At 71.8% G+C, this 23277-nt stretch carries 18 protein-coding genes; 5 read left to right on the top strand and 13 right to left on the bottom strand.

Features of this window, described 5'->3' with window-relative positions; all coding sequences use genetic code 11:
* Positions 1-34 precede the first annotated feature (34 nt).
* From OU416_RS16975 to OU416_RS16965, 3 genes are all read right to left on the bottom strand, one after another.
* The gene (locus tag OU416_RS16975) at positions 35-1204 is read right to left on the bottom strand and encodes a 4-hydroxybenzoate 3-monooxygenase (protein WP_270927943.1); all 1170 of its coding nucleotides are present in this window, start codon (positions 1202-1204) and stop codon (positions 35-37) included.
* A 162-nt stretch (positions 1205-1366) separates the two neighbouring features.
* The gene (locus OU416_RS16970; RefSeq protein WP_270927942.1) at positions 1367-2164 is read right to left on the bottom strand and encodes an IclR family transcriptional regulator; all 798 of its coding nucleotides are present in this window, start codon (positions 2162-2164) and stop codon (positions 1367-1369) included.
* Between the two features lie 63 nt (positions 2165-2227).
* The gene (locus tag OU416_RS16965) at positions 2228-3103 is read right to left on the bottom strand and encodes a nuclease (protein WP_270927941.1); all 876 of its coding nucleotides are present in this window, start codon (positions 3101-3103) and stop codon (positions 2228-2230) included.
* 225 nt (positions 3104-3328) lie between these two features.
* Between OU416_RS16965 and OU416_RS16960 the strand changes: the two genes are divergently transcribed.
* Both OU416_RS16960 and OU416_RS16955 read left to right on the top strand, forming a co-directional pair.
* The gene (locus tag OU416_RS16960; protein WP_270927940.1) at positions 3329-6496 is read left to right on the top strand and encodes an arabinosyltransferase domain-containing protein; all 3168 of its coding nucleotides are present in this window, start codon (positions 3329-3331) and stop codon (positions 6494-6496) included.
* Between the two features lie 200 nt (positions 6497-6696).
* Entirely contained in the window at positions 6697-7617 is a 921-nt protein-coding gene (locus OU416_RS16955) for an AEC family transporter (protein WP_270927939.1), read from the top strand.
* 27 nt (positions 7618-7644) lie between these two features.
* On the opposite strand, the gene OU416_RS16950 is transcribed toward OU416_RS16955, so the two are convergent.
* The 7 genes from OU416_RS16950 to OU416_RS16920 all read right to left on the bottom strand — a co-directional run bounded on the left by OU416_RS16950 (position 7645) and on the right by OU416_RS16920 (position 14232).
* A complete protein-coding gene (locus OU416_RS16950; RefSeq protein ID WP_270927938.1) occupies positions 7645-9903 on the bottom strand; it encodes a translocation/assembly module TamB domain-containing protein in 2259 nt (752 codons plus the stop codon).
* Positions 9904-10029: 126 nt separating this feature from the next.
* On the bottom strand, positions 10030-11142 hold the full coding sequence (locus OU416_RS16945; protein WP_270927937.1) for a hypothetical protein: 1113 nt from the start codon (positions 11140-11142) through the stop codon (positions 10030-10032).
* Complete coding sequence (locus tag OU416_RS16940; protein WP_270927936.1) at positions 11139-11441, bottom strand: type VII secretion target; 303 nt, start codon at positions 11439-11441, stop codon at positions 11139-11141. The genes OU416_RS16945 and OU416_RS16940 overlap by 4 nt, the downstream gene beginning before the upstream one ends.
* Positions 11441-11860 carry a YbaB/EbfC family nucleoid-associated protein gene (locus OU416_RS16935; protein WP_270927935.1) on the bottom strand — a complete coding sequence of 140 codons (420 nt, stop codon included), beginning with the start codon at positions 11858-11860 and terminating at the stop codon, positions 11441-11443. Before OU416_RS16935 ends, OU416_RS16940 begins: the two co-directional genes overlap by 1 nt.
* 76 nt (positions 11861-11936) lie before the next feature.
* Positions 11937-12755 (bottom strand): ESX secretion-associated protein EspG, encoded by an 819-nt coding sequence (locus OU416_RS16930; protein ID WP_270927934.1) that lies wholly within the window; start codon positions 12753-12755, stop codon positions 11937-11939.
* Entirely contained in the window at positions 12752-13093 is a 342-nt protein-coding gene (locus tag OU416_RS16925) for a hypothetical protein (RefSeq protein WP_270927933.1), read from the bottom strand. Before OU416_RS16925 ends, OU416_RS16930 begins: the two co-directional genes overlap by 4 nt.
* A 20-nt stretch (positions 13094-13113) precedes the next feature.
* Entirely contained in the window at positions 13114-14232 is a 1119-nt protein-coding gene (locus OU416_RS16920) for a hypothetical protein (RefSeq protein ID WP_270927932.1), read from the bottom strand.
* Positions 14233-14612: 380 nt separating this feature from the next.
* Here OU416_RS16920 and OU416_RS16915 point away from each other — a divergent pair, with 380 nt between their 5' ends.
* On the top strand, positions 14613-15362 hold the full coding sequence (locus OU416_RS16915) for an aminoglycoside adenylyltransferase domain-containing protein (protein ID WP_270927931.1): 750 nt from the start codon (positions 14613-14615) through the stop codon (positions 15360-15362).
* A gap of 7 nt (positions 15363-15369) precedes the next feature.
* Here OU416_RS16915 and OU416_RS16910 read toward each other — a convergent pair whose 3' ends face one another.
* From OU416_RS16910 to OU416_RS16900, 3 genes are all read right to left on the bottom strand, one after another.
* On the bottom strand, positions 15370-17895 hold the full coding sequence (locus tag OU416_RS16910) for a LuxR C-terminal-related transcriptional regulator (protein WP_270927930.1): 2526 nt from the start codon (positions 17893-17895) through the stop codon (positions 15370-15372).
* Between the two features lie 227 nt (positions 17896-18122).
* Entirely contained in the window at positions 18123-19001 is an 879-nt protein-coding gene (locus OU416_RS16905) for a S1 family peptidase (RefSeq protein WP_270927929.1), read from the bottom strand.
* 342 nt (positions 19002-19343) lie between these two features.
* Positions 19344-20942, bottom strand: a complete 1599-nt coding sequence (locus OU416_RS16900; RefSeq protein ID WP_270927928.1) for an MFS transporter — start codon at positions 20940-20942, stop codon at positions 19344-19346.
* Positions 20943-21052: 110 nt separating this feature from the next.
* Here OU416_RS16900 and OU416_RS16895 point away from each other — a divergent pair, with 110 nt between their 5' ends.
* Together OU416_RS16895 and OU416_RS16890 are read left to right on the top strand one after the other, a co-directional pair.
* A complete protein-coding gene (locus OU416_RS16895; protein ID WP_270927927.1) occupies positions 21053-21757 on the top strand; it encodes a TetR/AcrR family transcriptional regulator in 705 nt (234 codons plus the stop codon).
* Positions 21758-22300: 543 nt separating this feature from the next.
* A complete protein-coding gene (locus OU416_RS16890; RefSeq protein WP_270927926.1) occupies positions 22301-23005 on the top strand; it encodes a response regulator transcription factor in 705 nt (234 codons plus the stop codon).
* The last annotated feature ends 272 nt before the right edge of the window (positions 23006-23277 follow it).

Genomic DNA, 23277 nt, shown 5'->3' with positions numbered 1-23277 from the left:
CCCCCCCCCCCCCCCCCCCCCCACGACCGGTTTCTCAGTCGAAGGGCGTGCCGACGTAGTTCTCGGCGAGGAGGGTCCGGCCTGCTCGGGAGCGGGTGACCGTGTCGAGCTCGGCGAGCTGGCGGTGCAGGTCGAAGCCGGTGGCCTCGGGCATGCGGTGCAGCATCGAGGTCATCCACCAGGAGAAGTGCTGCGCGCGCCAGATGCGGGGCAGCGCGGTGGCGGTGTAGGCGTCGAGCGCGGTGCGGTCGCTGCCGGCGAAGAACTCCGCCATGGCGCGGGAGAGCACGTGGACGTCGGCGATCGCGAGGTTCATGCCCTTGGCGCCGGTCGGCGGCACCGTGTGCGCGGCGTCGCCCGCCAGGAACAGCCTGCCGTGCTGCATCGGCTCGCACACGAAGCTGCGGAAGTGCAGGACCGACTTGGAGAAGATCGGGCCCTCCTTGATCTCCGCGCCCGCCACCCGGGCGTGCAGCTCCGACCAGATCCGGTCGTCGGACCAGTCCTCGACGGTGTCGTTGGGATCGACCTGCAGGTAGTGCCGCTGGACGGTCGCCGAGCGGGTGCTGATCAGCGCGAAGCCGTTGCGGTGGTGGGCGTAGATCAGCTCCTCCGACGACGGCGGCGCCTCGGCCAGGATGCCGAACCAGGCGAACGGGTACTGGCGGAAGTGGTCCTGCCGCGGGTTCGGCGCCGGGATCAGGAAGCGCGTCGTGGTGCGCGATCCGTCGCAGCCGGCCACCAGCGCGCAGTCCAGCTCCTGCTCGGCGCCGTCCTGGGTGAACCGGATCTTCGGGTGGTCACCGGTGATGCCCTCGACGCGCACGTCGGAGACGCCGAAGCGGATGTCGCCGCCGTCGGCCAGCCGCTGGGCGATCAGGTCCTTGAGCACCTCGTGCTGCGGGTAGATGGTCACGCCGCGGCCGCCGGTGAGGTCGGCGAAGTCGATCCGGTGGCCCCGGCCGCCGAAGCGCAGCTCGATGCCGTGGTGCACCATCCCGGTCCGCTTGACGCGTTCGCCGACGCCGGTCTCGACCATCAGGTCCACGGAGCTCTGCTCCAGCACGCCGGCCCGGATGGTGCCCTCGATCTCCTCGCGGGTCCGGGTGTCGAGCACGACCGACTCCACGCCGCGCTGGTGCAACAGGTGCGAGAGCATGAGCCCGGCTGGCCCTGCCCCGACGATCCCGACCTGGATCTGCATCGACCGATTCCTCCCTCGGACCTGCTGCCGGCGGTGCACTCCGATGTGACCGCCACCGCAGCCTCACGGTCCACGATCGGTGCGAGCTCAGCGACGCGGAACGCCCCTTTCCGTTCACCGGAAGGCTGGGCGATTTCGATGGAAATCGCGTGCGGAGTCCGGTCAGGAGCGTTCGAGGTGGGCTGTTGGGGGCAGGGCCCGGGCCTTGGGGGAGCCGAGGGCTCTGGAGAGGCCTCGGGCCGCGGCCCGGACCGCCGGGACCAGGGCCATCGGGTCCGTGCGGTCGGCCGGGACCACGATGGACAGCGCGGCGACCACCTCGTCGGTGTCGTCGTGCACCGGGGCGGCGACCGACAGCGTCGACAGCTCGATCTGGCGGTCGCTGATCGCGAAGCCCTGCCTGCGCACGTCGGCCAGGGTCCGGCGCAGCTGCCGGGCGTCGGCGATGGTCCGCTCGGTGAACCGCTTCAGCGGTGCGCTCAGCACCGCTTCCTGCCGCTCCGGATCGGCGTGCGCGAGCAGCACCAGGCCGACGCCGGTGGCGTGCAGCGGGAGGCGGCCGCCGGGGCGCGACACCACCGGCACCGCCTCGCGGCCCGAGATGCGCTCGACGTAGACGACCTCGTCGCCGTCGCGCACCCCGAGCTGCACGTTCTGGCGGGTGGCCTCGTAGAGATCGCCGAGGAACGGCATCGCGACCTCGCGCAGGAACGTGCCGCGCGGCGTCAGGCCCGCCAGCTCGTAGATCCGCAGCCCGATCCGGTAGCTGCCGTCGGCGGCGCGTTCCAGCGCGCCCCAGCCGGCGAGCTCGCCGACCAGGCGGTGCGTGGTGGTCAGCGCCAGGCCGCTGTGCCTGCTGATCGCCGACAGCGTCAGCGACGGCCGCTCCGGGGAGAAGGCCTCCAGGATCCGGAACAGCCGGGACGCCACCGTCGGCGCAGCCGCATCGCGGTCGGCCATGCCACCCCCTCGCACCTCGACCGGACCATCTCACCACGTCGGGGCCGGGTGCTGCGGGAGCGGTCAGGCCTCGGTGAACACGATTCGTTCGGGTTCGACCGTCAGGCGCAGGGTCTGGCGGCGCACCTCCACCAGCGTCTCCAGCTCGGTGGCGTGGCCGGTGGGCACCGTGAACAGCCGGTCGTCGCGGGTGTCCAGGTAGCGCGAGAAGCCGGTCAGCGACACCCCGCCGGATTCCTCCAGCTCCAGGTAGTCGGCCAGGCGGCGGAACAGCTTGGGCAGCAGCACCGCTTCATCGCGCAGCTGCTCGCGGGAGCGCAGCCGCAGGCCTTCGAGCGTGACGTCCTCGGCCCACACGCCGCGGCGGGCCTCGCGCGCGGCCACCGCGACCTCGGCCATCGCCTCGCGCAGGTCGACGAAGAGCTTCGAGTAGAAGGTGGGGTAGACCAGCCCGGCTTCGAGCAGCGCGTGGTTGGCCGAGTTCGGCAGGCCGTCGGGATCGAGGCGGACGTCGGCGCCGTCGGTGGAGCGGCCGGGCCGCTGGCCGGGGAAGGCGAACGCGACGGCGCGACCGTAGGTGTCGGCGAACCGGGTCAGGATGTGGCCGGAGACCTCCTCCGGGGTGCTGGCGGTGACCCTCCCGTTGTCGTCGCGCTCAACGCTGGTGAACCCGAGGTGCTCCAGCAGCGCCGAGCTCGCGGCGTCGGCGAGCTTCGCCGGCTGGTGCCAGAGCTCGCTGCCGCGCGCCTGCGGCCGGTAGTGGGTCTCCAGGGCGTCGATGCCCTCTAACCGGAGCTGCACGCCACCGCGCGAGTTCAGCCGCACGGACAGGCCCGCTTTGCGGAAGGTCTCCGGGTCGGCTGGGTAGAAGCGGACCGAGTCACCGTCGGGTGAGCTGCCGGTGATCCGGAAGGTGCCCTTGATCAACGTGAAGGTCATGTCGCTGACGCTAGTGACGCCAGTGCCCCGATCGGATGATCTCGGGCCGAAAGCCCACGGCTGCCGCCGAGATCCGGCTCACAGTCCCCGGTGTCACCCGGTCGCGCGACGTGCGTTCTCGGCTGCGCGGAGTGACATCGGCTGCTCCGGTTGTCGGCTCGCGCGCGCACCTCTCTAAGCTCAGTGGGATTTGGCTTCTTTCGGCAGGGATGGGGTGGCGGTCGCGTGGGTCAGCGATCGGGGGAGATCACGCGTCGCGATCCGGGGCCGAAAGCCGCTCGGCGCTGGGCCGTGGTGCTCGGCCTGCTCTCGGTGCTGGCCGCGCTGGCGGTCCCGCTCCTGCCGGTGCAGCACGACGTCACCACGCTGAAGTGGCCGACCGCGCACGGCACCGCTCCGGTGTCTGCCCCGCTGGTCACCCACGCGCCGCTGTGGCTCACCGCGGAGGTCCCCTGCGCGGCCGTGCGCAGCCTGGACGCGCGCAGCAACGGACCGGCCGTGCTCGTCGCGACGAATCCTCCGTCGTCGACCTACGGCGGCGTGACGGGCCTGAGCCTGCAGGTCGACGCCGGCGAGCTCACGCTGTGGTCGCGCGGGAAGCAGATCGGTTCCACCGCGCTGCCCGGCGGTGACTGCGCCATCTCGGTGCGCGCGGACGAGTCCGGCACCAGGGCCGATGTCGGCGGTGTTGCGCTGGCCTCGGTCGACGGCGACCGGCGGCCGCAGCTGACCGGGATCTTCTCGCAGCTGGACGCCGCGACCGACGACGTGCGCGGGCTGTCGTTCGAGGCCCGGGTGGACAACCGGTTCGCCAGCTCGCCGACACCGCTGAAGATCGCGGCGATGGTGCTGGCCGTGGCGGCGTTCGCCGGTTCGGTGCTGGCGCTGAGCAGGCTGGAGGTGCGGCGGGCGCCGCGGCTGCTGCAACCGGGCTGGTGGCGGCTGAAGTTCCGCGACGTCGTGGTCGTCGGCGCGCTCGGCGTGTGGTGGCTGATCGGCGCGATGACCGCCGACGACGGCTACATCCTGACCATGCTGCGAGCCGCGGAGGACGCCGGGTACGTCACCAACTACTTCCGCTGGTTCGCCAACCCGGAATCGCCGTTCGGCTGGTTCTACGAGTTCTACGCGCTGTGGGTGCAGGTCTCGCCGGCCACGCCGTGGGTGCGCCTGCCCGCGCTGTTCCTCGGCGTGCTCAGCTGGCTGCTGATCAGCCGCGGGGTGCTGCCGCGGCTGGGGCAGCAGGTGCGGCGCAGCGAGTCCGCGGGCTGGGCCGCGGCGGCGGTGTTCCTGGCGTTCTGGCTGCCCTACAACAACGGCCTGCGGCCGGAGCCGGTGGTCGTGGCGTTCTTCCTGCTGGCGCTGTGCGCGGTGGAGCGCGCGGTGGCCACCCGGCGGCTGACCCCGGCCGCGCTGGGCCTGGTGGCCGCGGCGCTGGGCGTGGGGGCCAACCCGCACGGCATGGTGGCGGTGCTGCCGTTCGTGGTGGCCGCCAAGCCGCTGCTGCAGCTGCTCTGGCAGCGCGTGCGCGAGCGCGGGGTGCTGCCGGTGCTGGCGCCGATCGCCGCCTCCGGCCTGGTGATCCTGGTCGGGGTGTTCTTCGACCAGACGCTGCAGTCGGTGCTGGACTCGGTGGCGCTGAAGACCAAGTTCGGCCCGAACGCGGCCTGGTACCAGGAGCTCGCCCGCTACGACAAGCTGTTCGGGCCGTGGCCGGACGGGTCGCTGACCCGCCGCTTCCCGGTGCTGCTGGTGGTGCTGTGCGTGCTGGCCTGCGGCGTGGTGCTGCTGCGCCGCGGCCGGATCCGCGGCGCAGCGCTCGGGCCGAGCCGCAGGATGCTCGCGGTGGCCGCGCTGTGCTTCGTGGTGCTCGCCGCCACCCCGACCAAGCACACCCACCACTTCGGCGTCCTGGCCGGTGCGGGTGCGGTGGCCGCCGCGCTGACCGCGCTGGCGACCAGCGCGGCGGTGCTGCGCTCGCGCCGCAACCGCGCGGCGTTCTTCGCCGGGCTGATGGTCGTGTGCGCGTTCTCGGTCACCGGGACGAACTCGTGGTGGTACGTCTCGGGCTGGGGCGTCCCGTGGTTCGACCGCGCACCCAGCCTGGACGGGCGCAACGCGAGCACCTACTTCCTGATCGCCGCCGCGATCGCCGGCGTCGTCGCGATCGTCGAGCACCTGCGCCACGACGAGCCGCCGGTGAGCACCGCGGCCGCGCGCCGCCGGGGCCTGCGGCTGGGTGCGGCTCCGCTGACGATCACCTGCGCCGTGCTGCTGGTCGGCGAGGTGGTTCTGTTCGGGGTGGGCATCCAGAAGCAGCGCGGCGGCTACAGCCTCGGCGCGGACAACGTCAAGCAGCTGGCCGGGCAGAGCTGCGGGCTGTCCGACTACGTCGAGATCGAGACCGATCCGCGGCGCGGTGTGCTCGCGGCGGCCGAGGACCAGCCGCGCAGCGCGCTGAACCGCCTCACCGGAACGACGGAGGGCGCCGACTACCTGGAAGCCACGTCGCGGGGCTTCCACCGGTTCGGCCACCCGCGCACCGAGCACTGGACCCCGCCGTTCGGCTTCGGCGGCGACGACGCGCCGGTGTGGGGCAGCTACGACCGCGACGCCACCGGCACCGGCGAGATGCGCACGCCCTGGTACGACCTGCCGCCGCAGGCCACCTCCGGCGAGGCCCCGGTGGTGCTGCAGTTCGCCGGGTCGGCCACCGGTGCGAACTCGCTGCGCGTCGAGCTCGGGCGCGACACCCCGGAGGGCTTCGAGATCGTCGCGGAGCGGGAGCTGGTGCAGAACAGCCGCGCCTGGCGCGATCTGCGGTTCACAGTGGACGGTGCCACCAAGCTGCGGGTGGTGGCGGCCGACCAGAAGGTCGACGAGGGCGGCTGGATGTCGTTCAGCGTGCCGCGGGTCCCGCAGCTGACGACGATGACCGAGGTGGCGGGCGACGAGCCGGTGTTCGTCGAGTGGACGGCCGCGCTGGTGCACCCGTGCCTGAACCTGGCGAGCCTGCACGACGGGATCGTGGAGCTGCCGCGGTTCCGGGTGGCCGGTGGCGGGATGCTGCGCGACATGGGGCAGAACTGGTCGGGCTCCTCCGGGGGCGGGCCGTTCGGCTGGCTCAACGTGGCGGCCAGCGTGCGGGTGATGCCGAGCTACCTCAAGGGCGATCTGCACCGGGACTGGGGCGCGTTCTACGTGGTGGACCCGTTCCAGCCCGACGCCCTGCCCGCCGCGACGGCGACGGAGGTCCACCGGGAGACGCACTGGGGCACGTGGAGCCCGGGTGCGCTGCCGAAGGCGGTCCGGCTGCCGGGCGGCCCGCCGACCTCCGACGGCCGCACCGACCTGCGCCCGCTGGAGTCCGCCGAGGCCGGCGGCAAGAGCTGATCCGCTGTGAGCATCGCCATGCCCTGGGTGCGCCGCTGATCGCTTAGGATCGCTAAGCGTATGGGCCGCGCCCAGGGCGATCCTCGGGTGGTGCGGCCCGTGCGGCGAAACCCATGAGCACGGAAGAGAAGAATGCTCCGCTCCCGACGAGGACGCCCATTTCCTGTCCTCAGTGGACGCTGCGGATCCCGGGAGGTCCCGTGTCCGGCGTGATCCAGGGCTTCGGCGTCATCGCCGCCATCGTGCTGCTCGGCTACCTGCTCGGCCGCACCGGGGTGCTGGGCAGCAGCGGGCGCGAGGCGCTGACCAAGCTGTCGTTCTACGTCGGCACCCCGGCGCTGCTGCTGAAGATGCTCTCGGAATCCGACGTCACGGTGATCTTCTCGATCCCGCTGCTGGTCACGGCGCTGAGCACCTTCGCAGCGGCCGCGCTGTTCGTGCTGGTCGGCGTGCTGCGCAAGTGGAACATCCGGCGCACCACGATCGGCGCGCTGTGCTCCAGCTACGTCAACGCGGGCAACCTGGGCATCCCGATCGCGGTCTACGTGCTCGGCGACGCGACCCTGGTGGCACCGGTGATGCTGTTCCAGCTGCTGGTCATGACGCCCATCGGACTGACCGTCATCGACTACGCGCAGGCGGGCGAGCGCAGCTCGGCGTGGACCCGGGTGCTCGCACCGTTCCGCAACCCGATCGTCATCTGCTCGCTGATCGGAGTCGGCCTCTCGCTGACCGGCTGGCGGATCCCCGCCCCGGTCATGGAGCCGATCACGCTGCTCGGGCACCTGTCGGTGCCAACGGTCCTGCTGGCCTTCGGCATCTCGCTGCACGGCAGCAAGCTTCCGGCGGGAGGCGCGGAGCGCGCACCGGTGCTGCTGTCGGTCGCGCTGAAGTCGGTGGTGCACCCGGTGATCGCCTGGTCGATCGGCGCGGGCCTGTTCGGCCTCCAGGGGGCGCCGCTGTTCGCGGCGGTGGTGATCTCCGCGCTCCCAGCGGCCCAGAACCTCTTCGTCTACGCCTCCCACTACGACGTGGGAGTCCGCCTGGCCCGCGAATCGATCCTGCTCTCCACGATCCTCTCGGTCCCGGTCCTGTTCACGGTCACCGCACTCCTCGGCTGATCGCGATCATCCCGCGACGCGGGGTGATCAGCGTTCGCGGTGCAACGCCCGGCTGAAGCCCGCGGCGACCGTGGTGGCCAGGGTCCAGCCCGCGGTCACCAGGGCCACCGTGACCCACTGGGAGAGACCGCGGGCCTGCCACATGTCGTCGTGGCCGAGGCTCACCACCGGCAGCATCTGGTCCAATGTGTACAGGAGCGGGTTCCACACCGGGCGGTCCTGCTCGTTGACCGGCACCAGCGGGTGGAAGCCGAACCAGGCGGTGCCCACCACCGCGAAGGCGGCCAGCCACCCCACCGCCCGCATCGGCCGGTACCCGTAGCCGACGGTCGCCCGCTGCAGCCAGCTCCACAACCGGACCGGCCAGCGCAGCCCGGGCCGGGCGGTGCGGGCGATCGCCGCGTAGCGGTGGCGCTGCTTCTCGATCAGCACCGAGACCGCGTGCTCCTCCAGCCCGTTGCTGCGGAAGACCTCGGCGAGCTGGTCGTAGGTCCCCGGCTGGTAGGCGCCGCCCGCGGTAGCGCGCAGCCAGCTGAGGCGCTGGCGCACCCGTTCCCGGTCGTCGAGCTCGAAGGACTCCGAGAAGTTCTGGTACGCGAAGTCCTCGCAGTCCACGCCTCTGCTGGACTCCCACACCGCGGAGTTGTCGGCGAGCAGTTCGCACTGCGCCTGCCGCAACGTGATCCGGCCGCGCGGCGGTGTGCGCGGCAGCAGGGTGAGCTCCTGGGTCTGCACCCCGGAGGCGTTGAACGCCGTGCGCGACGCGCCGTCGCCGAGCTCGCAGCCCCAGAAGTTGACGTGCCGCCCGATCTGCGCCCAGCGCAGCTGCACGGTGCCCTCCGCGGAGAACGCCTGCTCGCCCTCGGCGCAGACCAGGTCGCGCTCGATGCGCGCCGCGCGCAGGTCCAGCGATGGCTTGTAGTTGTTGCGGTGCAGGTGCCAGGCGGGTTTGGTCAGCCGCGAGCCGCGCAGGTCGATGCTCGCGCCGATCTGCGCGCCCGGCAGCTGCAGCGAGCCGACGAGCTCGGCGTCCCGGCACTCCAGGTTGCTGCCCACCGAGAGCCTGCTGCCCACCAGGACGTCGGTGCGCGGGCCGGTCAGCCGGGCCCGGGTGAGCTGGACGCTGCCGCCCACCTTCACGTCGGTCATCCGCCACTGCCCGCGCACGGCCACCGAGCGCGCGTCGATGTTGCCGGACACCTTCGTGCCGTCCAGGTTCACCGCGCGCAGCGGGTGCAGCACCGACTCGGCGGGGGAGCGCAGCCAGCTCACGTCGACGGCGGCCCCGGTCATCCGCAGGTTGCCGCCCACCACGGCGCTGACCAGGCGCAGCGTGCCACCGCTGCGGAACTCCTGGTCGAGCTGGACCTCCCCGCGGATCTCGCAGCGGTCGGCGATCAGCGCCGCCGTCGGGTCGTCGTAGTGCGAGTCGCCGGGATCCGGCGGCCGCACACCGGGTTCCAGCACTGCGTCCCGCAGCCGCAGGTCACCGGAGATGTGCGCGCTGGGCAGCCGCAGCGTGCCCGCGGAGGTGAACGGCCGGCCGGTCGACGGGTCGGCGTCCAGCCGCAGCGAGCCGCCCATGCGGATGCCGGTGGCGTTGAGCGCGTTGCGGCCGCGGTTGCGCAGGGCGGCACCGGACAGCGTCAGGTTGCCACCGATCTTCGCGCCGGGAATGCGGATCTCACCGGCGGTGCGCAGCCGGATTCCCAGCAGCGCACCGGAAACCGACAGGCGGTCGGCGTAGATGCAGCGCTGGCCGGGATTGCGCAGCTCGCTGTCGTTGAGCAGCAGCGAGCCGCCGAGGTCGGCATCGGCCAGGTCGAGGATGCCGCCCACGCTGGCGCAGTCGCGCAGCACCACGTCGTTGCCGACCGCGAGGTTGCGCGCGTGCATCCCGGGGAACCGGCAGTGCCACAGCACCAGCCCGGCGAGCCTGGCCTGCCGCAGGTCGGGCGCGTTCTCGAAGCGGCAGCCCACGAACTCCAGCAGGTAGGGCAGATCCACGTTGCGCAGGTCCAGCTGCCCGGTGATCGTGGCGTGCTCCACGACGATCACCAGCGGCTGCGCGCCGCGCCGGGCGAACAGCCTGCCGCCGTCCTCCAGCGACTCGATCAGCCGGGACGCGAGGTACTCGCCGCGGATCTGCTGCTCCGCACCGGGAACGCCCGCGGGCTCCGCCTGGTCGGCGGCCGACTCCGCCGCCCTGCCCTGTTCGAGCAGCTCGTCGAACCGGCGCTCGGCGTCGGTCAGCGGTTCTGCGGTGTTCCTCGCCCAGCCAGTCAATGTTCGTCCCATCGACCACGAACTCACCGCACCCACCGTAGTGGACCGGCGACCCGGCGGAGGCGGGATTCACCCAGCACGCGCAACGACGTGCCACCGCCGGGGCGGTGGCACGTCGCGGCGGGATCAGGCGCGGCCGGGCGGGTCCGCCCGCTCGTCGGACCAGGACAGCGACGGCGGGGTGATGGTCGCCGTGAAGGTGATGCCCGGCGGGGTGTCGGACGTCTCGGTGCTGCTCGGCTCCGGTGCGACTTCTTCGGCCGACGCCGGGATGCTGCCGGACATCGAGGCGTAGCCGGCGGCGGGCGTCGTGCTCGACGACGTGCTTCCCGAGGTGGGGATCGTGCTCGGTGTGCTGCTCGACGTCGGGATCGTGCTCGCCGTCGAGGTGCGTCCCGAGGTGGGCAGCGTGCTCGACGTCGGTGTGCTGCCCGAAGTCGGCCCGGTGCTGGAAGTCGGTGTGGTGCTCGACGTTCCGGTCGACTGCTGAACGAGCTCGCTGATCGAGGAGATCGAATCGGTGAGCGCGCTGACCGCCTTCGTCGCCGTGCCCACGTGCTGCATCAGGTTCTGGGCGCTGGAGAGCAGCTGCTGCATCACCGCCACGATCCGGCCGCCGTACTCGGCGGCGACCTGCACCGCCTGCGGGATCGCCGCCGCAACGCTGGCGCCGAAGGTGGCCGCCGCCGCGGCCATCGCCTGGTTGAGGATCACGATGATCCGGCCGGTGGCCTCGGTGATCAGCGTCGTGACCTCCTGCAGCGCCTTGGCCGCGGCTTCACCGGCACCGGTCGCCGCTTCGGCCAGCGCCACGCTCGCATCGCCGAGCCCGGCGATGCCGTCCACCAGCTCCGCGCCGGTCTTGAGGTACCCGGCCGCGGCGTCGCCGGACCAGCCGCTGGTCTCCGGGCCGACCGACTGCTGGTAGGAGTCGGCGATCGAGGAGACGTTGCGCCCGGTGTCCTGGAAGCCCTGCGCCCCGGCGGAGACCGAGCTCGGGTCGCCCGCCAGCTGCTGCAGCGGTTCGCCGAGGAACGACACCGACCCGGTGATGAAGCCGAACCCGGAGTCCGACAGCGCCGAGAGCGGGTCGCTCGTCGAACCGAGCGACTGGATCCCGGGGTTCTCGCCGCTCAGGCCGCCGGAGAGCCAGTTGCGGTCGCGCACCGCGGCGATGGTCGACTTGAGCTGCTCGAGCTCCTCCGGCCGGGTCGCGCCGATCGTGATCTGCACCGTCATCGCGAGTCCTCCTGGAGCAGCCGCACCGCGTTGTCGTCATCGGTGCGCTCGTAGTCCTCGGCGGTGCGCACCAGCGCCGAGCTGACCGCCTCCACCGCGGCGGAGGCCTGCGCGATGGCCTGCCCGGTCTGGGCCATGGCCGAGCCGAGCCCGGCGGTGAGGAATCCCAGGAAGGTGCCCAGCGAGTTCTCCGCAGGGCCTGCGGGCACCGCGCCCGCCGCCTCGGACAGCCCGCCGGCCAGGCCGCCGACGGTGTTCGCGTGCGCCCGGATCTGGGCGGGATCGACCTGCAGGTCCATCAGACGATCACCACCGGGTTGGCGAAGAAGTCGTCGTCATCGTCGCCCGCCGGGCGGCGCGAGCCGGCCTCGACACCGGCGGCGGGCGGCATGTTCTCCTTGACGAAGTCCAGCGCCGGGCCGTCCCCGACGTACTCGGTCATGATCTCCACGACCTGCGCCCCGACGCTGCGCTGCGCCTCCTGCGAGGTCGTCAGGATGAGCTGCGCCAGCTGCTCGGCCTCCATCGCCCGCGCCGCGGGGGTGAGCCGGATGTCCTCCATCGCGCCGCTGGGCCCGACCTGGACGGTGATCTCACCTCGCGGCGAGGTCGCGGTCCCGCTCATCTGGCGCAGGCTCTCGTTCGCGGCCTTGGCGTCCGCGGCGGCCTTGGCGAGCCGCTCGTCGTAGCCCGCCAGCCACTGAGCTGCTGTTTCCACCTTTTCCCCTCCGTAAAGCCTGTTGGTGCGAGCCGTTCTCGGTGCCGCCGACCTCGCCGGGAACCCGGCGCCGCGGTCACCGCGGCTCGCGGGCGATCCTGGCCAGGTCTTCGACCGCGAACCGCACGTCGTTGGGCCGCATCGGGTTGACGCTCACCCAGCCGTGCTTGGCGGGCACCACCCGGACCCGCCCGCGCGGACCGTCCAACCAGGACAGTTCGGCGCCTGCCCGGCTGCTCCCGCCCGCCTCGCGCCGGGTCGCCCCGACCTGCCCGCGCCCGGTCAGCACGGCCAGCAACCCGGCCAGCTGGTCCAGCGCCTTCGGGTCCCCGCCGCAGTCGCGGACGAGCGCGCGCAGCCGCTGCTCCTTCTCCCGGTCGTCCTCGATCTCGCCGACCAGCTGCCCGGCGGTGGCCACCGCGCGTTCGGGCAGCGTGATCGGCATCGTCCGGGCCGGTGCGACGTCGGGGACGAGGTCGAGCAGCGCGTCGGTGAGCGAGTCCGCCGCGACCCGGTGGATCCGCACCGGCTGCGCCGGATCGCCGTCCAGCCGCTGCGCGCAGATCAGCGCCCACGACCGGTAGACGATGGCCACCACCGCGGTCGCCCCGGTCTCGTCGGCCAGCACCACGTCGACCGTGCCGCGGTGCTGGCGCAGGGCGGTGACGAGCTCGGCGGCCGCACCGGCCGGTCCGTCCTCGTCGGCGAACCCGCGCAGCTGGAGGGTGTGCCCGGCGGTGGCCAGCAGCACCTCCCGCTCACCGGCGATGCGGCCGAAGGACGGCACGCGCAGCGGGAACGGCAGCGGCACCCCGGCGTGCGTGGACAGCAGGTCCAGCTCGACCTGCCCGAACTCGATGGGCGTGGGTGCGCGCCGCGCGGCCGCCGTCGTCATGCCCGGTCACCGCCGGTGTTGCGCAACGCCTGCGCGGCGTTGTCGTCGGAGGCGAGGTAGCCGCTGACGGTTTCGCCCAGGGCGGTGCGGAAGTTGTTCAGCTCGGTGTCGGCCGCGCTGATCTCGCCGCTGAGCCCGGCCTGGCCACCGGCTTCGCGCAGCCGCACCGCCAGGTGGATCGCCGGCGGTGCGGTGCCCAGCTGCGGCAGCCGCTCGGCCAGCCTGCCCGCCGAGCCGACCAGGCCGGTGGTGCGCTCGCGGAGCCCGGAAAGCGCCTCGACCTGCGCGGAAAGTCCCTGCGCCTCGACCTGGTAACCGTGTCCTGCTTCGGAAGTCAACGTTCGCTCCTGTGCTGCGCTCAGCCGATGACCGGGGCGCTGGCCGGCCGGTCGTCGTCGAAGAGTTTCTGGTCGATGGTGGGCAGGCGGTTCTCGTGCACCTGCTCGTCCTCCTCCTCGCCCCGCCGCGCACCGGCACCGGGCATCATGCTGCCGCTGCCCGTGCGACCGGCCAGGCCGCCGAGGCCGCCGGAGCGCGCCAGAGCGGCATCCAGCGCACCGAAACCGCTGCGCGCACCGGCACCCAGCTCGCCCGCGCCGACCAACCGGCCCCAGGGCACGCCGCCACCGCTGCCGCCCGCACCGCCGCCGAACCCGGCCGCGGTGGTCGAGGCGGGGGAGTTGAACCCGGCGGCTTCCAGCGAACCGGGCGGTGCGATGGCCTGGCTGCTGTTGCGCAGGCTCGCCTCGTACTGCTGCATGACGTGCACGGCCTCGGCCTTCTTCTGCGCGGCCGCGACGTTGGACATGAACAAGCTGCCGCCGCCCGCGGCCACCGCGCCGATGGCGGCGCCGATCGCCGCACCGGGAGCAGCGCCGACACCACCGGCGCCCGCACCGACGATGCCGCCGATGACCGCACCGGCTCCAGCCCCGGCCATCGCGCTGGTCAGCGCGGATCCGGTCGGGTCGCCGGGCGGTGGCGGCATCGTGTTGCGCGCGACCGCGAGCGCGTCGCCGGCCTCCTGCGTCGCGCCCTGCACGGTGCCCGCGCGGTCGCTGATCCCGGAGGTGCGGTCGCCGAGCTCACCGAGCTGGCTGGTCGCCAGCCCGGCGGACTCGCTGCTCCAGTTGGTCTGCATGGCGTTGCGCTCGTGCCGCATGGATTCGGCGTGGTCGGCCAGCTCGGTGCGGTGCTGCCCCCACTCGGCGGCCATCGAGCTGACCTCGCCGACATCGGCCTGCTCCCAGAGCATCTGGTAGAGCTCTTCGTGGGAGTAGGAGTTCCAGTTGGTGCCCTCGGGTGGGATCGGCGATCCGAAGTAGCCCTCCCAGACGTTGCGCAGGGCGTCCACGACCGGCACCGCCAGCGCCCCTGCGGGGCCGGCCTGCGCCAGCGCGGAGGTGGCGGCCGCGGCAAGGTCCTGCACACCTGCCGACGCGGTATCGATGAGGTTCGCTGCGGTTTCGTCGCTCATCTGCGGTTTTCTGCCTCCCAGAACGGCGCGCGGCTGCGATGCGCCGAACACGGCCAACGAGTTTCAGCGGGGCGCGCGTGCTGCGCGCCGGAAACGTGCCCGCCTCCCCAGACGCGGGGCACCTACTGAGATCACCAGAACCCGGCCCGGGAAACATCAGCAACATTGCTGATGTTCACGGATTTCACGCTGACCTGCGAAGATCAAGACGTCAACGGGACGAATCGGGCGAGCGGCGATGTCCGCGACCGGACGCCCGGACGCCGGAACCGCCTCGGCTACGGACGAAACGGCGCCGGAGGCAGTGGTGTACGTCGTTCCGGGGCGGGAAGATCCTGCTTCGAACGAACGGCTCGACCGCGGGACCTATGGTTGTGAGCATGGGTGCGGTTCTGGAGCGCTACGCCAGCGACGTCGCGTCCGCGATGGTGGCGACGCTGGGCCCGCGCCTGGTGGGCGTCTTCCTGCACGGCTCCGCGGCGCTCGGCGGATTCGACGTGCGCCGCAGCGATGTGGACGTCCTCGTCGTCGCCGAAGGGCGGATGACGGCGGTCGAGAAGTCGGCCGCTGCGCGAGCGCTGAGCAACGAGCGCTTGCCGTGCCCCGCGCACGGGCTGGAGCTGAGCATCGTCACCTTCTCGGCGGCCCAGAACCCCACGGCGCAACCCGCGTTCGAGCTGCACGTGACCACGGCACCGGAGGACACCAAGGTCGTCGACGGCCACGAGCACGGGGGAGATCCCGACCTGGTGCTGCACTTCGCCGTCTGCCGCGGGGCCGGGCAGCTCATCGGCCCCGGACGCCCGGCGTCCGAGGTGTTCGCCCCGGTCCCCGACGACCTGGTCCTCGCTCAGCTGGCGAGCGAGCTGCGCTGGAGCGCCGGGCACGCTCCTGGGGAGTACGCGGTGCTCAACGCCTGCCGGGCATGGCGATTCGCCGCGGACGGCGCCCTCGTGTCCAAGATCGACGGCGGCCGGTGGGCGCTCGGTCGCGTGCCAGGCCCGGACGGCGAGCTGATCCGGACCGCCTTGAACCGGCAACGCTGCCTCCCGGCCGCCGAGCTCGATCCGCGCGCCGTTCGGCGGTTCGTCGGCCAGGCCCTCTCCCGGCTCGCCGAGACCCCGGCATAGCGGACGCTCAGCCGCGGCGTTCGAAGCCGAGGACGATCTCCACGCGGGAGGCGTAACCGAGCTTGGCGAGGATCTTCGACACGTGGGAATCGACGGTCCGGACCGACACGATCAGCCTCTCGGCCGCTTCCCGGTTGGTCAGGCCCTGCGCGACCAGTTCGGCGACGCGGTGTTCGGCCGCGGTGAGGCTTTCCCAGCCGTGCTTGGGCCTTCGGCGCGGTCCGGTCGCTCCGCGCCGGACGCCGAAGGCGCGCAGCTCGGCGTCGGCGCGGTGGATCTCACCGGCGGCGGCCAGTTCCGCGAACCGCTCGATCGCGGTCCGGTAGGCGGCCCGGGCGTCCGCCGATCTGCCCGACGCCGCAAGCACTTTCGCCGCGTCCTGCGCCGCACGGGCGGCGGTGACCGGTGAACCGTTCTCGGCGAACTGCTGCGCCGCGTCGAGCAGCAGGTCCACATCGCCGTCGAGCAGGCCCTGGCAGTACGTGAGAGCGCCGCGCTCGCCCAGCGAGTCGCCGGTGACCAGCTCCTGCATGTGCGCCACCACGCGTTCGGCCAGCGCGCGATCGCCGCTGCCGACCGCGATGCGCACGATCCGCGCACCGATGGTGCTCACCGCGTGGCCGTTGTGCACGCCCACGTCACCGTTGGCCAGGGTGCGCACGATCTCCAGCGCTCGCTGGGAATCGCCTTCGGCGTCGGCGAGCACGGCGTGGCCGATCGCGGTGATCTGCTCGTAGAAGAGGGCGACCCCGCGGGGTTCGGCGCGCTTGGCCAGCTCGGCGTGCGCGCGGGCGCCGGGCAGGTCGCCGCGGTGCACCAGGATGGCGATGGCGATGGCGTGCAGCGGGCCGTCGAAGCTGTGCAGGTCCGGCAGCGCGGTGGCGGCTTCGATCTCGGCCAGGGATTCGTCCCAGAGGCCGTTGTTGAACAGCGCGAGCGCGGTGATGGTGTGCAGCCAGACCAGCAATCCGGTGCCGAGCTCCTGCGCGAGCGGGCGCGCCCGCGCGACGGTGTCCAGCGCTGCCCGCTCCTGGCGCAGGTCCTGGACCACCGCGCGCAGCAGGCCGACCATCAGCCGTTGCCCGCGGTCGCTGGCGGCGACCTCCAGCAGCGCATCGGCCTGGTCCAGCAGCTCGAGCGCCCCGGTCAGGTCGCGGAACACGAACCGGCCGATGGCCTTGATGTTGAGCAGGTACAGCGCGACGACCGAGTCGTCGGCGGCGTGCGGTTCGGCGATGTCGAGCGCGTGCTCCACCCCGGTCAGGTCGCCGACGAGCAGGCGGGCGGTGGCGTCGAGCACGGCCAGCCGCGGCGGCAGCTCGCCGTGCGCGCGCTCCGGATCCAGTGCCTTCGCCGCTCCTTCGGGATCCATCGCCCCGATGCGGATCAGGGCGAGCACGGCCCGCGACCGGCGCCGGATCGGTGCGTCCGGGCGGGCCATCAACGTGGTGCTCGCGGTGTGCTCGGCGGCTTCGAGCCGTCCGGACCACAGCTGCGCTTCGGCCAGCGCGGCCCGCAGCGGGAGCAGGCCCGGATCGCCCGGCACGAGGTGGGCGACGGTGCGTTCGAGGAGGTCCACGAGCCCGGGCGTGGGGTCGGCGGCCAGCTTCTCGGCGTGCCCGCCCAGCCATGCCGCCAGCCAGGAGTCCACCGGCGCGTGGATCAGCTGCTCGACGACTGCTTCGGCCGGAGCGTTCCGGCCGATCAGCGCCTTGGCCGCGGTGGTGCGCAACGCCGCCGACGTCGCCGCCACGTCCTCGCGCACCACGGCGTGCCGCAGCCGCACCGCACCATCGGTGATGTCGGTCAGCCCGAGCGCGGTCAGCCGCTCAGCGCCGGCGAGCACTTCGGCCGGGGGTGATCCGAGGGCCACCGCCAGATCTTCCACGCACGCGCGATCGGCCATGATCGCGGCGAACCGCAGCAGCGCGGCATCCCGGCCGGCCAGCCCGGTGGCCCAAGCCGTCACGGTCCGCGCGCGGTTCTCCGAGGTCAACTGCGACAGCAGCCACGGGTTTCCGGCCGCTCCCGCTGCCAGCCGCCGCAGCGACTCGGACGGCTCCGCGCCGGTCAGCTCGGTGAGCAGGTCGTGCACCGGGGCGTCGTCGAGCGGGTGGAGGTCGTGCACCGCGGCGGTGCGCTCGAGGTGGGCGAAGCGTTCGGGCGCGGCCCCGCGGTGCCGGCCGGCCACCACCAGCAGCGGTCGCCCGCTCAGCTCCTCGACGAGGTCGTGCAGCGCGAGCACCGTCGCGTCGTCGGCCCGGTGCAGGTCGTCGATGACGACCACTCCGCTCTCGGGCCACTGCGGTGGCACGCCTTCGGACAACACCGTTCGGCCGTGCGGGGGCAGGACCGCGACCCGGCGCACCGGGAGTCCCGTGCTCCGCATCGCCTCGGCGTGGGCGTCCAGCAGAGCGGACAGGCCGAGCCCGGGGTCAGCGCGAAGCACGAGCAGGCCGCCACGCCCGTCCTGCGCGGCGAGCGCAGCGTCGGCGAGTCGCCGCAACGACTCGTCCCTGCCGAACAAACCCACCCGAGCCCCCTGTTCCTGAGAGCAGGGAGCTTAGACCAGCGGGACGGCCGGTTCGGGCGAAATGGCGGAACTGGTTCTGCGGTCTCAGCAGTGCACGAGGTGTCCACAGAGGATTGGTCTGGTCGTCGCGCCGGGGAAACCGCTGGCCCGGCGCGGTACGCCGGGCCAGCTGTGGCGCACGTCACGCCAGGTCCGGGCCCTGCCCGCGGGCAGGGCCCGGAGGCGGATCAGCCGATCACGCCGTCGATCCAGCCGCGGAAGTGCCCGACGCCGGTGTAGATGTCGGGGGATTCACCGCAGACGGAGCCGACGCCGCGGCTGTCCAGACCGGCCAGCTCCCAGCCGTCGCCCTCCCGGGTCAGCAGCGGCGAACCGGAGTCGCCGCCGCACGGGCCGCGCACGCCCTCCGGGTTGTCGGTGCAGACATCGCCGCCGCGGATGCCCCACGAGTCGTCACCCGCGTCCGCCACGCACTTCGGCGTGGTGGGCGGGATGACCGTGGTGTCCAGCTGCTGGAGCTGGATCGGGAGCTTGCTCGGGTCGCCCTTGTCCTCGTTGGCGATGTAGCCCCAGCCGATCTGGCGGACCTCGGTGCCCGGCTCGGTCAGCTCGCTGGCCATCGGCACGGTCGCCTGGTCGCTGGGCGCGTCCAGGCGCATCAGCGCGATGTCGTTGCCCTCGGAGCGCTCGGGGAACGCCTGGTAGTCCGGGTGCACCACGATCTCCTGGATCTTGGCCACGCTACCGCCGGTGGTCCGGTCGTTGCTGCCGATCCGCACGTGGAACATCGCCGGGTCCAGCACGACGGGCGTGCCGTCGGGGGAGTCCGTCGTGACGCAGTGCGCCGCGGTGACGACCCACTCGGGGCTGATCAGCGCGCCGCCGCAGCGGTGGGAGTCCGGGTTCCCGTCGCGCTCGTACTGCAACGAGGTCATGAACGAGTAGGTCTGATCGGCCGGGGAGCCGCCGATGATGTAGGGCGTGACGCCGCCCTGCGGCTCATCGGCGTGCGCGGTGCCGAAGCCGGCGAGCGCGCCGACCGCGGCCACCGCCGCCAACGCCGCGGTGCGCTTGCGCGCCCGCGGCGCCCGTAATTTCTCGACCATTGCTGGTGTCCTCCATCGTCACCTGCCCGAAGATCACGAGCATTGTTGATCAAGGTAGTCCAGCACCCCGACAGCCGGAGCCGGATCGGGGGAGGATCGGGTGCGTCCGAACGGTCCACCCAGCGGTCGTCCGGCACTCCGCCGGGCCAGGTCCACGCCGGGCCGTCGGCATCCGGGTGGACGGCGGAAACCCCGCTCGTCGCAGGAAGTTCGACCGAGCGTGCAGCGGTGTCCCGAGGTCAGCGGCCCGGGAGATGTGCGAGGCGCTCCCGGCTCAGCCTCGTGCTCGTTCTCCCGGACCGGACTGCGTCGTGCTGAGCGGTCGTGCGCGCCGGCAGCCGCTCAGCCGGCGTTCGCGGTCTCGAGTTCGCCGCCGTCGTCGGCGCTGTCGTGACCACTCGCCGCGGTCGGCGGCACCTGGCGGAGCACGATCAGCACGAAGAGCGCGATCAGCAGCGATCCGCCCGCCCCGATCCACGCGACCCAGTGCAGACCGTCGACGAAGGTGCGGTTCGCCGCCGAGATCAGCGCCGCTCCGAGCTGCTCGGGCAGCGTGGCGGCGACTTCGAACGCGGAAGCCAAGGTCTCCTTCGCCGCTTGAACGGCGTTGGCGGGTACGCCGGGAGGCAGCGCCCCGTCGAGCTCGCTGCGGTAGACGACGGTGCCCAGGCTGCCCAGCAGCGCGATCCCCATCGCCCCGCCGAATTCGTTGGCGGTCTCGGAGACGGCGGCCGCCGCTCCGGCGCTCTCCTTGGGGGCGGTGGCGAGGACCATGTCGGTCGAAATGGTGGCCACGGCGCCGATCCCGGTGGACATCACGATCTGCGACGCCACCACCCAGCCCACACCGGCCTCCGGCGTGACCTGAGCGAACAGCGCGAATCCCACCGCCCCCAGGGTCAGTCCCACGGCGACGATCAGCGCAGGCCGGATCTTCTCTGCGATCGAGGTGGCGACGGTGACGCCGATCAGCATCCCGCCGATTCCGGGAACGCTCCACAGCGCGGCCTGGAACGGGCTGTACCCGAGCACCAGCTGGAGGTACTGCGAGATGAACATGCCCAGCCCGGCGAGCACCAGGAAGGTGATCGCGCACGCCGCCACCGCCCCGCTGAACGACACCTTCTTGAACAGGCCCACCTCGATCATCGGGCTTCGCGCGGTGAGCTGCCTGCGGACGAACAGCACGCCGAACGCGATGCCGAGCAGCATGATCCCCAGGTAGCCCCAGCCGAAACCGTTCTCGGCGATCTTCTTGATGCCGTAGATCACCGGCAGCACGGTGGCGAGGGAGAGCACGGCCCCGAGCAGGTCGAACCGGCCCGCGTTCGGGTTCCTGAACTCCGGCAGCAGAACCGGCCCCAGGGCGAGCAGCAGGACCATGATCGGCACGTTGAGCAGGAAGACGGATCCCCACCAGAAGTACTCGAGCATCAGGCCGCCGACGATCGGGCCCACGATCGCGCCTCCCGCGAAGCCCAGCGTCCAGACGCTGATCGCCACCTGGCGCTGCCGGGGGTCCTGGAACATGTTGCGGATCAGGGAGAGCGTGGACGGGGCGAGCGTTGCGCCGGCGATCCCGAGCAGTGCGCGGGCCGCGATGAGCATCTCGGCGGACTGGGAGTAGGCCGCGAGGATCGAAGCGGCGCCGAAGAGCGCGGCGCCCCACAGCAGGACTTTGCGGCGTCCGACCCGGTCGCCGAGGGTGCCCATCGTGATGAGCAGGCCGGCGAGCATGAACCCGTAGAGGTCGAGGATCCACAGCAGCTGGGAACTGGTCGGCGCCAGATCGGCGCTCAAGAACGGCAATGCGTAGAAGAGGACCGACAGGTCCATCGAAACGAGCAGGCAGGGCAGGACGATGACGGCGAGGCCGAACCAGTGCCGGCGAGTCGCGCGTTGCCCGGATGCCTTCCCCCCGGCCGCCGAAGGCGGTGTCATGAAGTTCTCCTTTGCGTACGCTGTAAGCAAACGTGATTACACTGTACGCTGAGCTCGGGTGCGAAACCACCGAAATGGAGCAGCGCGCGAACCGGGAAGGTGGACGGGGTGTGACCAGGCGCAAAGGGCTGGCATTGCCGGTCATCGTGTCGGCGGCGGTCGAGATCGCCGACGAGCGAGGCCTCGACGCGGTGTCGATGCGCAACATCGCGGAGCGCCTCGGCGTCAGCGCGATGGGGCTCTACCGGCACGTCCGGAACCGCGACGTGCTCGTCGAGCTCATGGTCGACGAGGTGGTCGGGGAGTTCGCCTACCCGGAGCCGCGGCCCGAGCGCTGGCGCGATGCGCTGGAAGCGCTCGCGAAGCAGGATTGGCGGTCCTACTTCGCGCACCCGTGGGTGCTCGCGGCCACCGCCACCTCGCGGCCGCCGATGCGGCCGAACATGCTCGCGTCGATGGAGTGGGCGCTCGCCGCCTTCGACGGGCTCGGCCTGGCCGCCCACGAGCAGCTGTACCTCCTGGGTGTCGTCACCTCCTACGGGCAAGGGCTCGCGCTGGGTCTGCTGGACGACGCGCGTGCGCGAGCCGATGGCCGGGCGGGGACCGGCGACTGGTGGCGAAACCGGTTCGGCGACGCCACCGGCGACGCCGCCGACCGCAGTGGTCCATACCAGAGATTGGCGTCGACCATTGCTGAGATCAGCGACCGGAAAGGTGATGACGGACACATCTGGGAGGAATTCGAGTTCGGTTTGAAGTGCGTCCTCGATGGGGTCGAGAGCTACCTGCTGCGAACTGGCCGGATTGAGGCGTGATGCGCCGCCCGGCGGTCTCGGCCGGTCGAAGTCGGTCATCGCGGGCGTGCTTCCTGGTCGGGGGAGCGCGCTGTTCGTTCCTGGCCGGTCTTGAGGAATCTCGATCGACGATCGGCGCGGCGGGGAATGGTCTGTTTGCGTGCCGAGGGCTGCTGCGTAAGCGCTAATCCCCGGAATTGGTTGTATCGTTAAAACCCAGAGTTGCGCGGCTGTGGAATGGTGCTGTGCGGCCCGTGAAACATGGTTGTCGAACCGTGATCCGCCGTGTACTGTGGTCTGAAATCGGAGAAAGGTTGCTGGGAGTGCGGCTGATGCCGCCATTTCCCGGTTTCGTGCTGCGCTGGGGGTCGTGAAGAATTGGTACAGCTTTAAAAGGTGCTTTCGGGTTCTGTGATCTCTCGAACTCCGGCGGGCGGGCGGTTTCTCGACTGGTGAAACCGTTTTTGATCCGTCGCGGTTCGGTACGCCGAGCCGGCCTCCGCTTGCCGAGTCCGTCGTTGATGCGGTTTTCGTCGGCGGGTGGGGTCGGCTCGCGTGCGCATGATGGCACCGGCACGGGTGTGCTCGGAATGGAATGGGGACATCTTGCGAGTTCTGGTAGTGGACGACGACCGTGCCGTGGCGGGGTCCCTGACCCGGTCGCTGAGGTGGCAGGGCTACGACGCGAGTGCGGTGGGCACCGGTGCTGATGCGCTCGACCTGCACCGCGAGGCGGACTTGGTGCTGCTGGACCTGGAATTGCGCGATCTCGACGGCTGGGAGGTCTGCAGGCGGATCCGGTCGGCGAGCGATACTCCGATGATCGCCCTCGCCGCCCGGGGCGGTGAGCCGGAGCGGGTCCGCGGATTGCGTGCGGGATTCGACGAATACCTGGTCAAGCCCTACGGGTTCCACGAACTCGTGGCGAGGATCGATGCGCTCATGCGGCGGGTGCGCGCGGATTCGGGATCCCGGTCCCGAATCCGCCGCGGCCGGATGGTCATCGACACCGATGCCAGGGAGGTTCACGTCGGTGGGCGCCGGATCGGCATCACGCGCAAGGAGTTCGATCTGCTGCGACTGCTGGCGTCCCAGCCCGAGAGCGTGGTGCCGCGACGGCGCATCATATCCGAGGTCTGGGGCAGTGATTTCTCCCTGGCCAGCCGGACGATCGACACCCATGTCAGCAGTTTGCGCAGCAAGTTGGGGGCCAAGGAGTGGATCGTCAACGTTCGCGGCATCGGGTTCCGGATCGGCGAAGGGGCTTAGGCGCCCTGGTGCCCGATACCGGCTGCGATCGCGCCGCCCGGGGTTTCGATCCCGGGCGGCGCCTTGTTGCCCGGCGGCTTCGCTCCCGGGGCGGGCAGGTGCTTCGATTAAATTCTTCACATCTTCTTGTAGTAGATTTGACATAGATCGGGATTGCGGCGCTGGATTCGCCCGGCGCGGCGTGCTTACGATGTACGCGCAGCGGGGCGGGTGTTGGTGAAACAGCCGGCGATCCGTCCTGAATGCAGTGCGCAGTTGTTTTGAATCGTGTG

The organism is Saccharopolyspora indica (assembly GCF_027853965.1).
Lineage (GTDB): Bacteria > Actinomycetota > Actinomycetes > Mycobacteriales > Pseudonocardiaceae > Saccharopolyspora > Saccharopolyspora indica.
Note: the sequence above shows the minus strand (reverse complement) of the source record. Positions and strands in the feature narration are given on the sequence as shown.

Bases quoted from the DNA above. Each gene is read 5' to 3' on its own strand.
- OU416_RS16915 (WP_270927931.1), top strand. From the start codon at position 14,613: ATGGGTGCGGTTCTGGAGCGCTACGCCAGCGACGTCGCGTCCGCGATG.
- OU416_RS16940 (WP_270927936.1), bottom strand. From the start codon at position 11,441: ATGGACCTGCAGGTCGATCCCGCCCAGATCCGGGCGCACGCGAACACC.
- OU416_RS16965 (WP_270927941.1), bottom strand. From the start codon at position 3,103: ATGACCTTCACGTTGATCAAGGGCACCTTCCGGATCACCGGCAGCTCA.
- OU416_RS16900 (WP_270927928.1), bottom strand. From the start codon at position 20,942: ATGACACCGCCTTCGGCGGCCGGGGGGAAGGCATCCGGGCAACGCGCG.
- OU416_RS16890 (WP_270927926.1), top strand. From the start codon at position 22,301: ATGGCACCGGCACGGGTGTGCTCGGAATGGAATGGGGACATCTTGCGA.
- OU416_RS16905 (WP_270927929.1), bottom strand. From the start codon at position 19,001: ATGGTCGAGAAATTACGGGCGCCGCGGGCGCGCAAGCGCACCGCGGCG.
- OU416_RS16930 (WP_270927934.1), bottom strand. From the start codon at position 12,755: ATGACGACGGCGGCCGCGCGGCGCGCACCCACGCCCATCGAGTTCGGG.
- OU416_RS16945 (WP_270927937.1), bottom strand. From the start codon at position 11,142: ATGACGGTGCAGATCACGATCGGCGCGACCCGGCCGGAGGAGCTCGAG.
- OU416_RS16975 (WP_270927943.1), bottom strand. From the start codon at position 1,204: ATGCAGATCCAGGTCGGGATCGTCGGGGCAGGGCCAGCCGGGCTCATG.
- OU416_RS16920 (WP_270927932.1), bottom strand. From the start codon at position 14,232: ATGAGCGACGAAACCGCAGCGAACCTCATCGATACCGCGTCGGCAGGT.
- OU416_RS16970 (WP_270927942.1), bottom strand. From the start codon at position 2,164: ATGGCCGACCGCGATGCGGCTGCGCCGACGGTGGCGTCCCGGCTGTTC.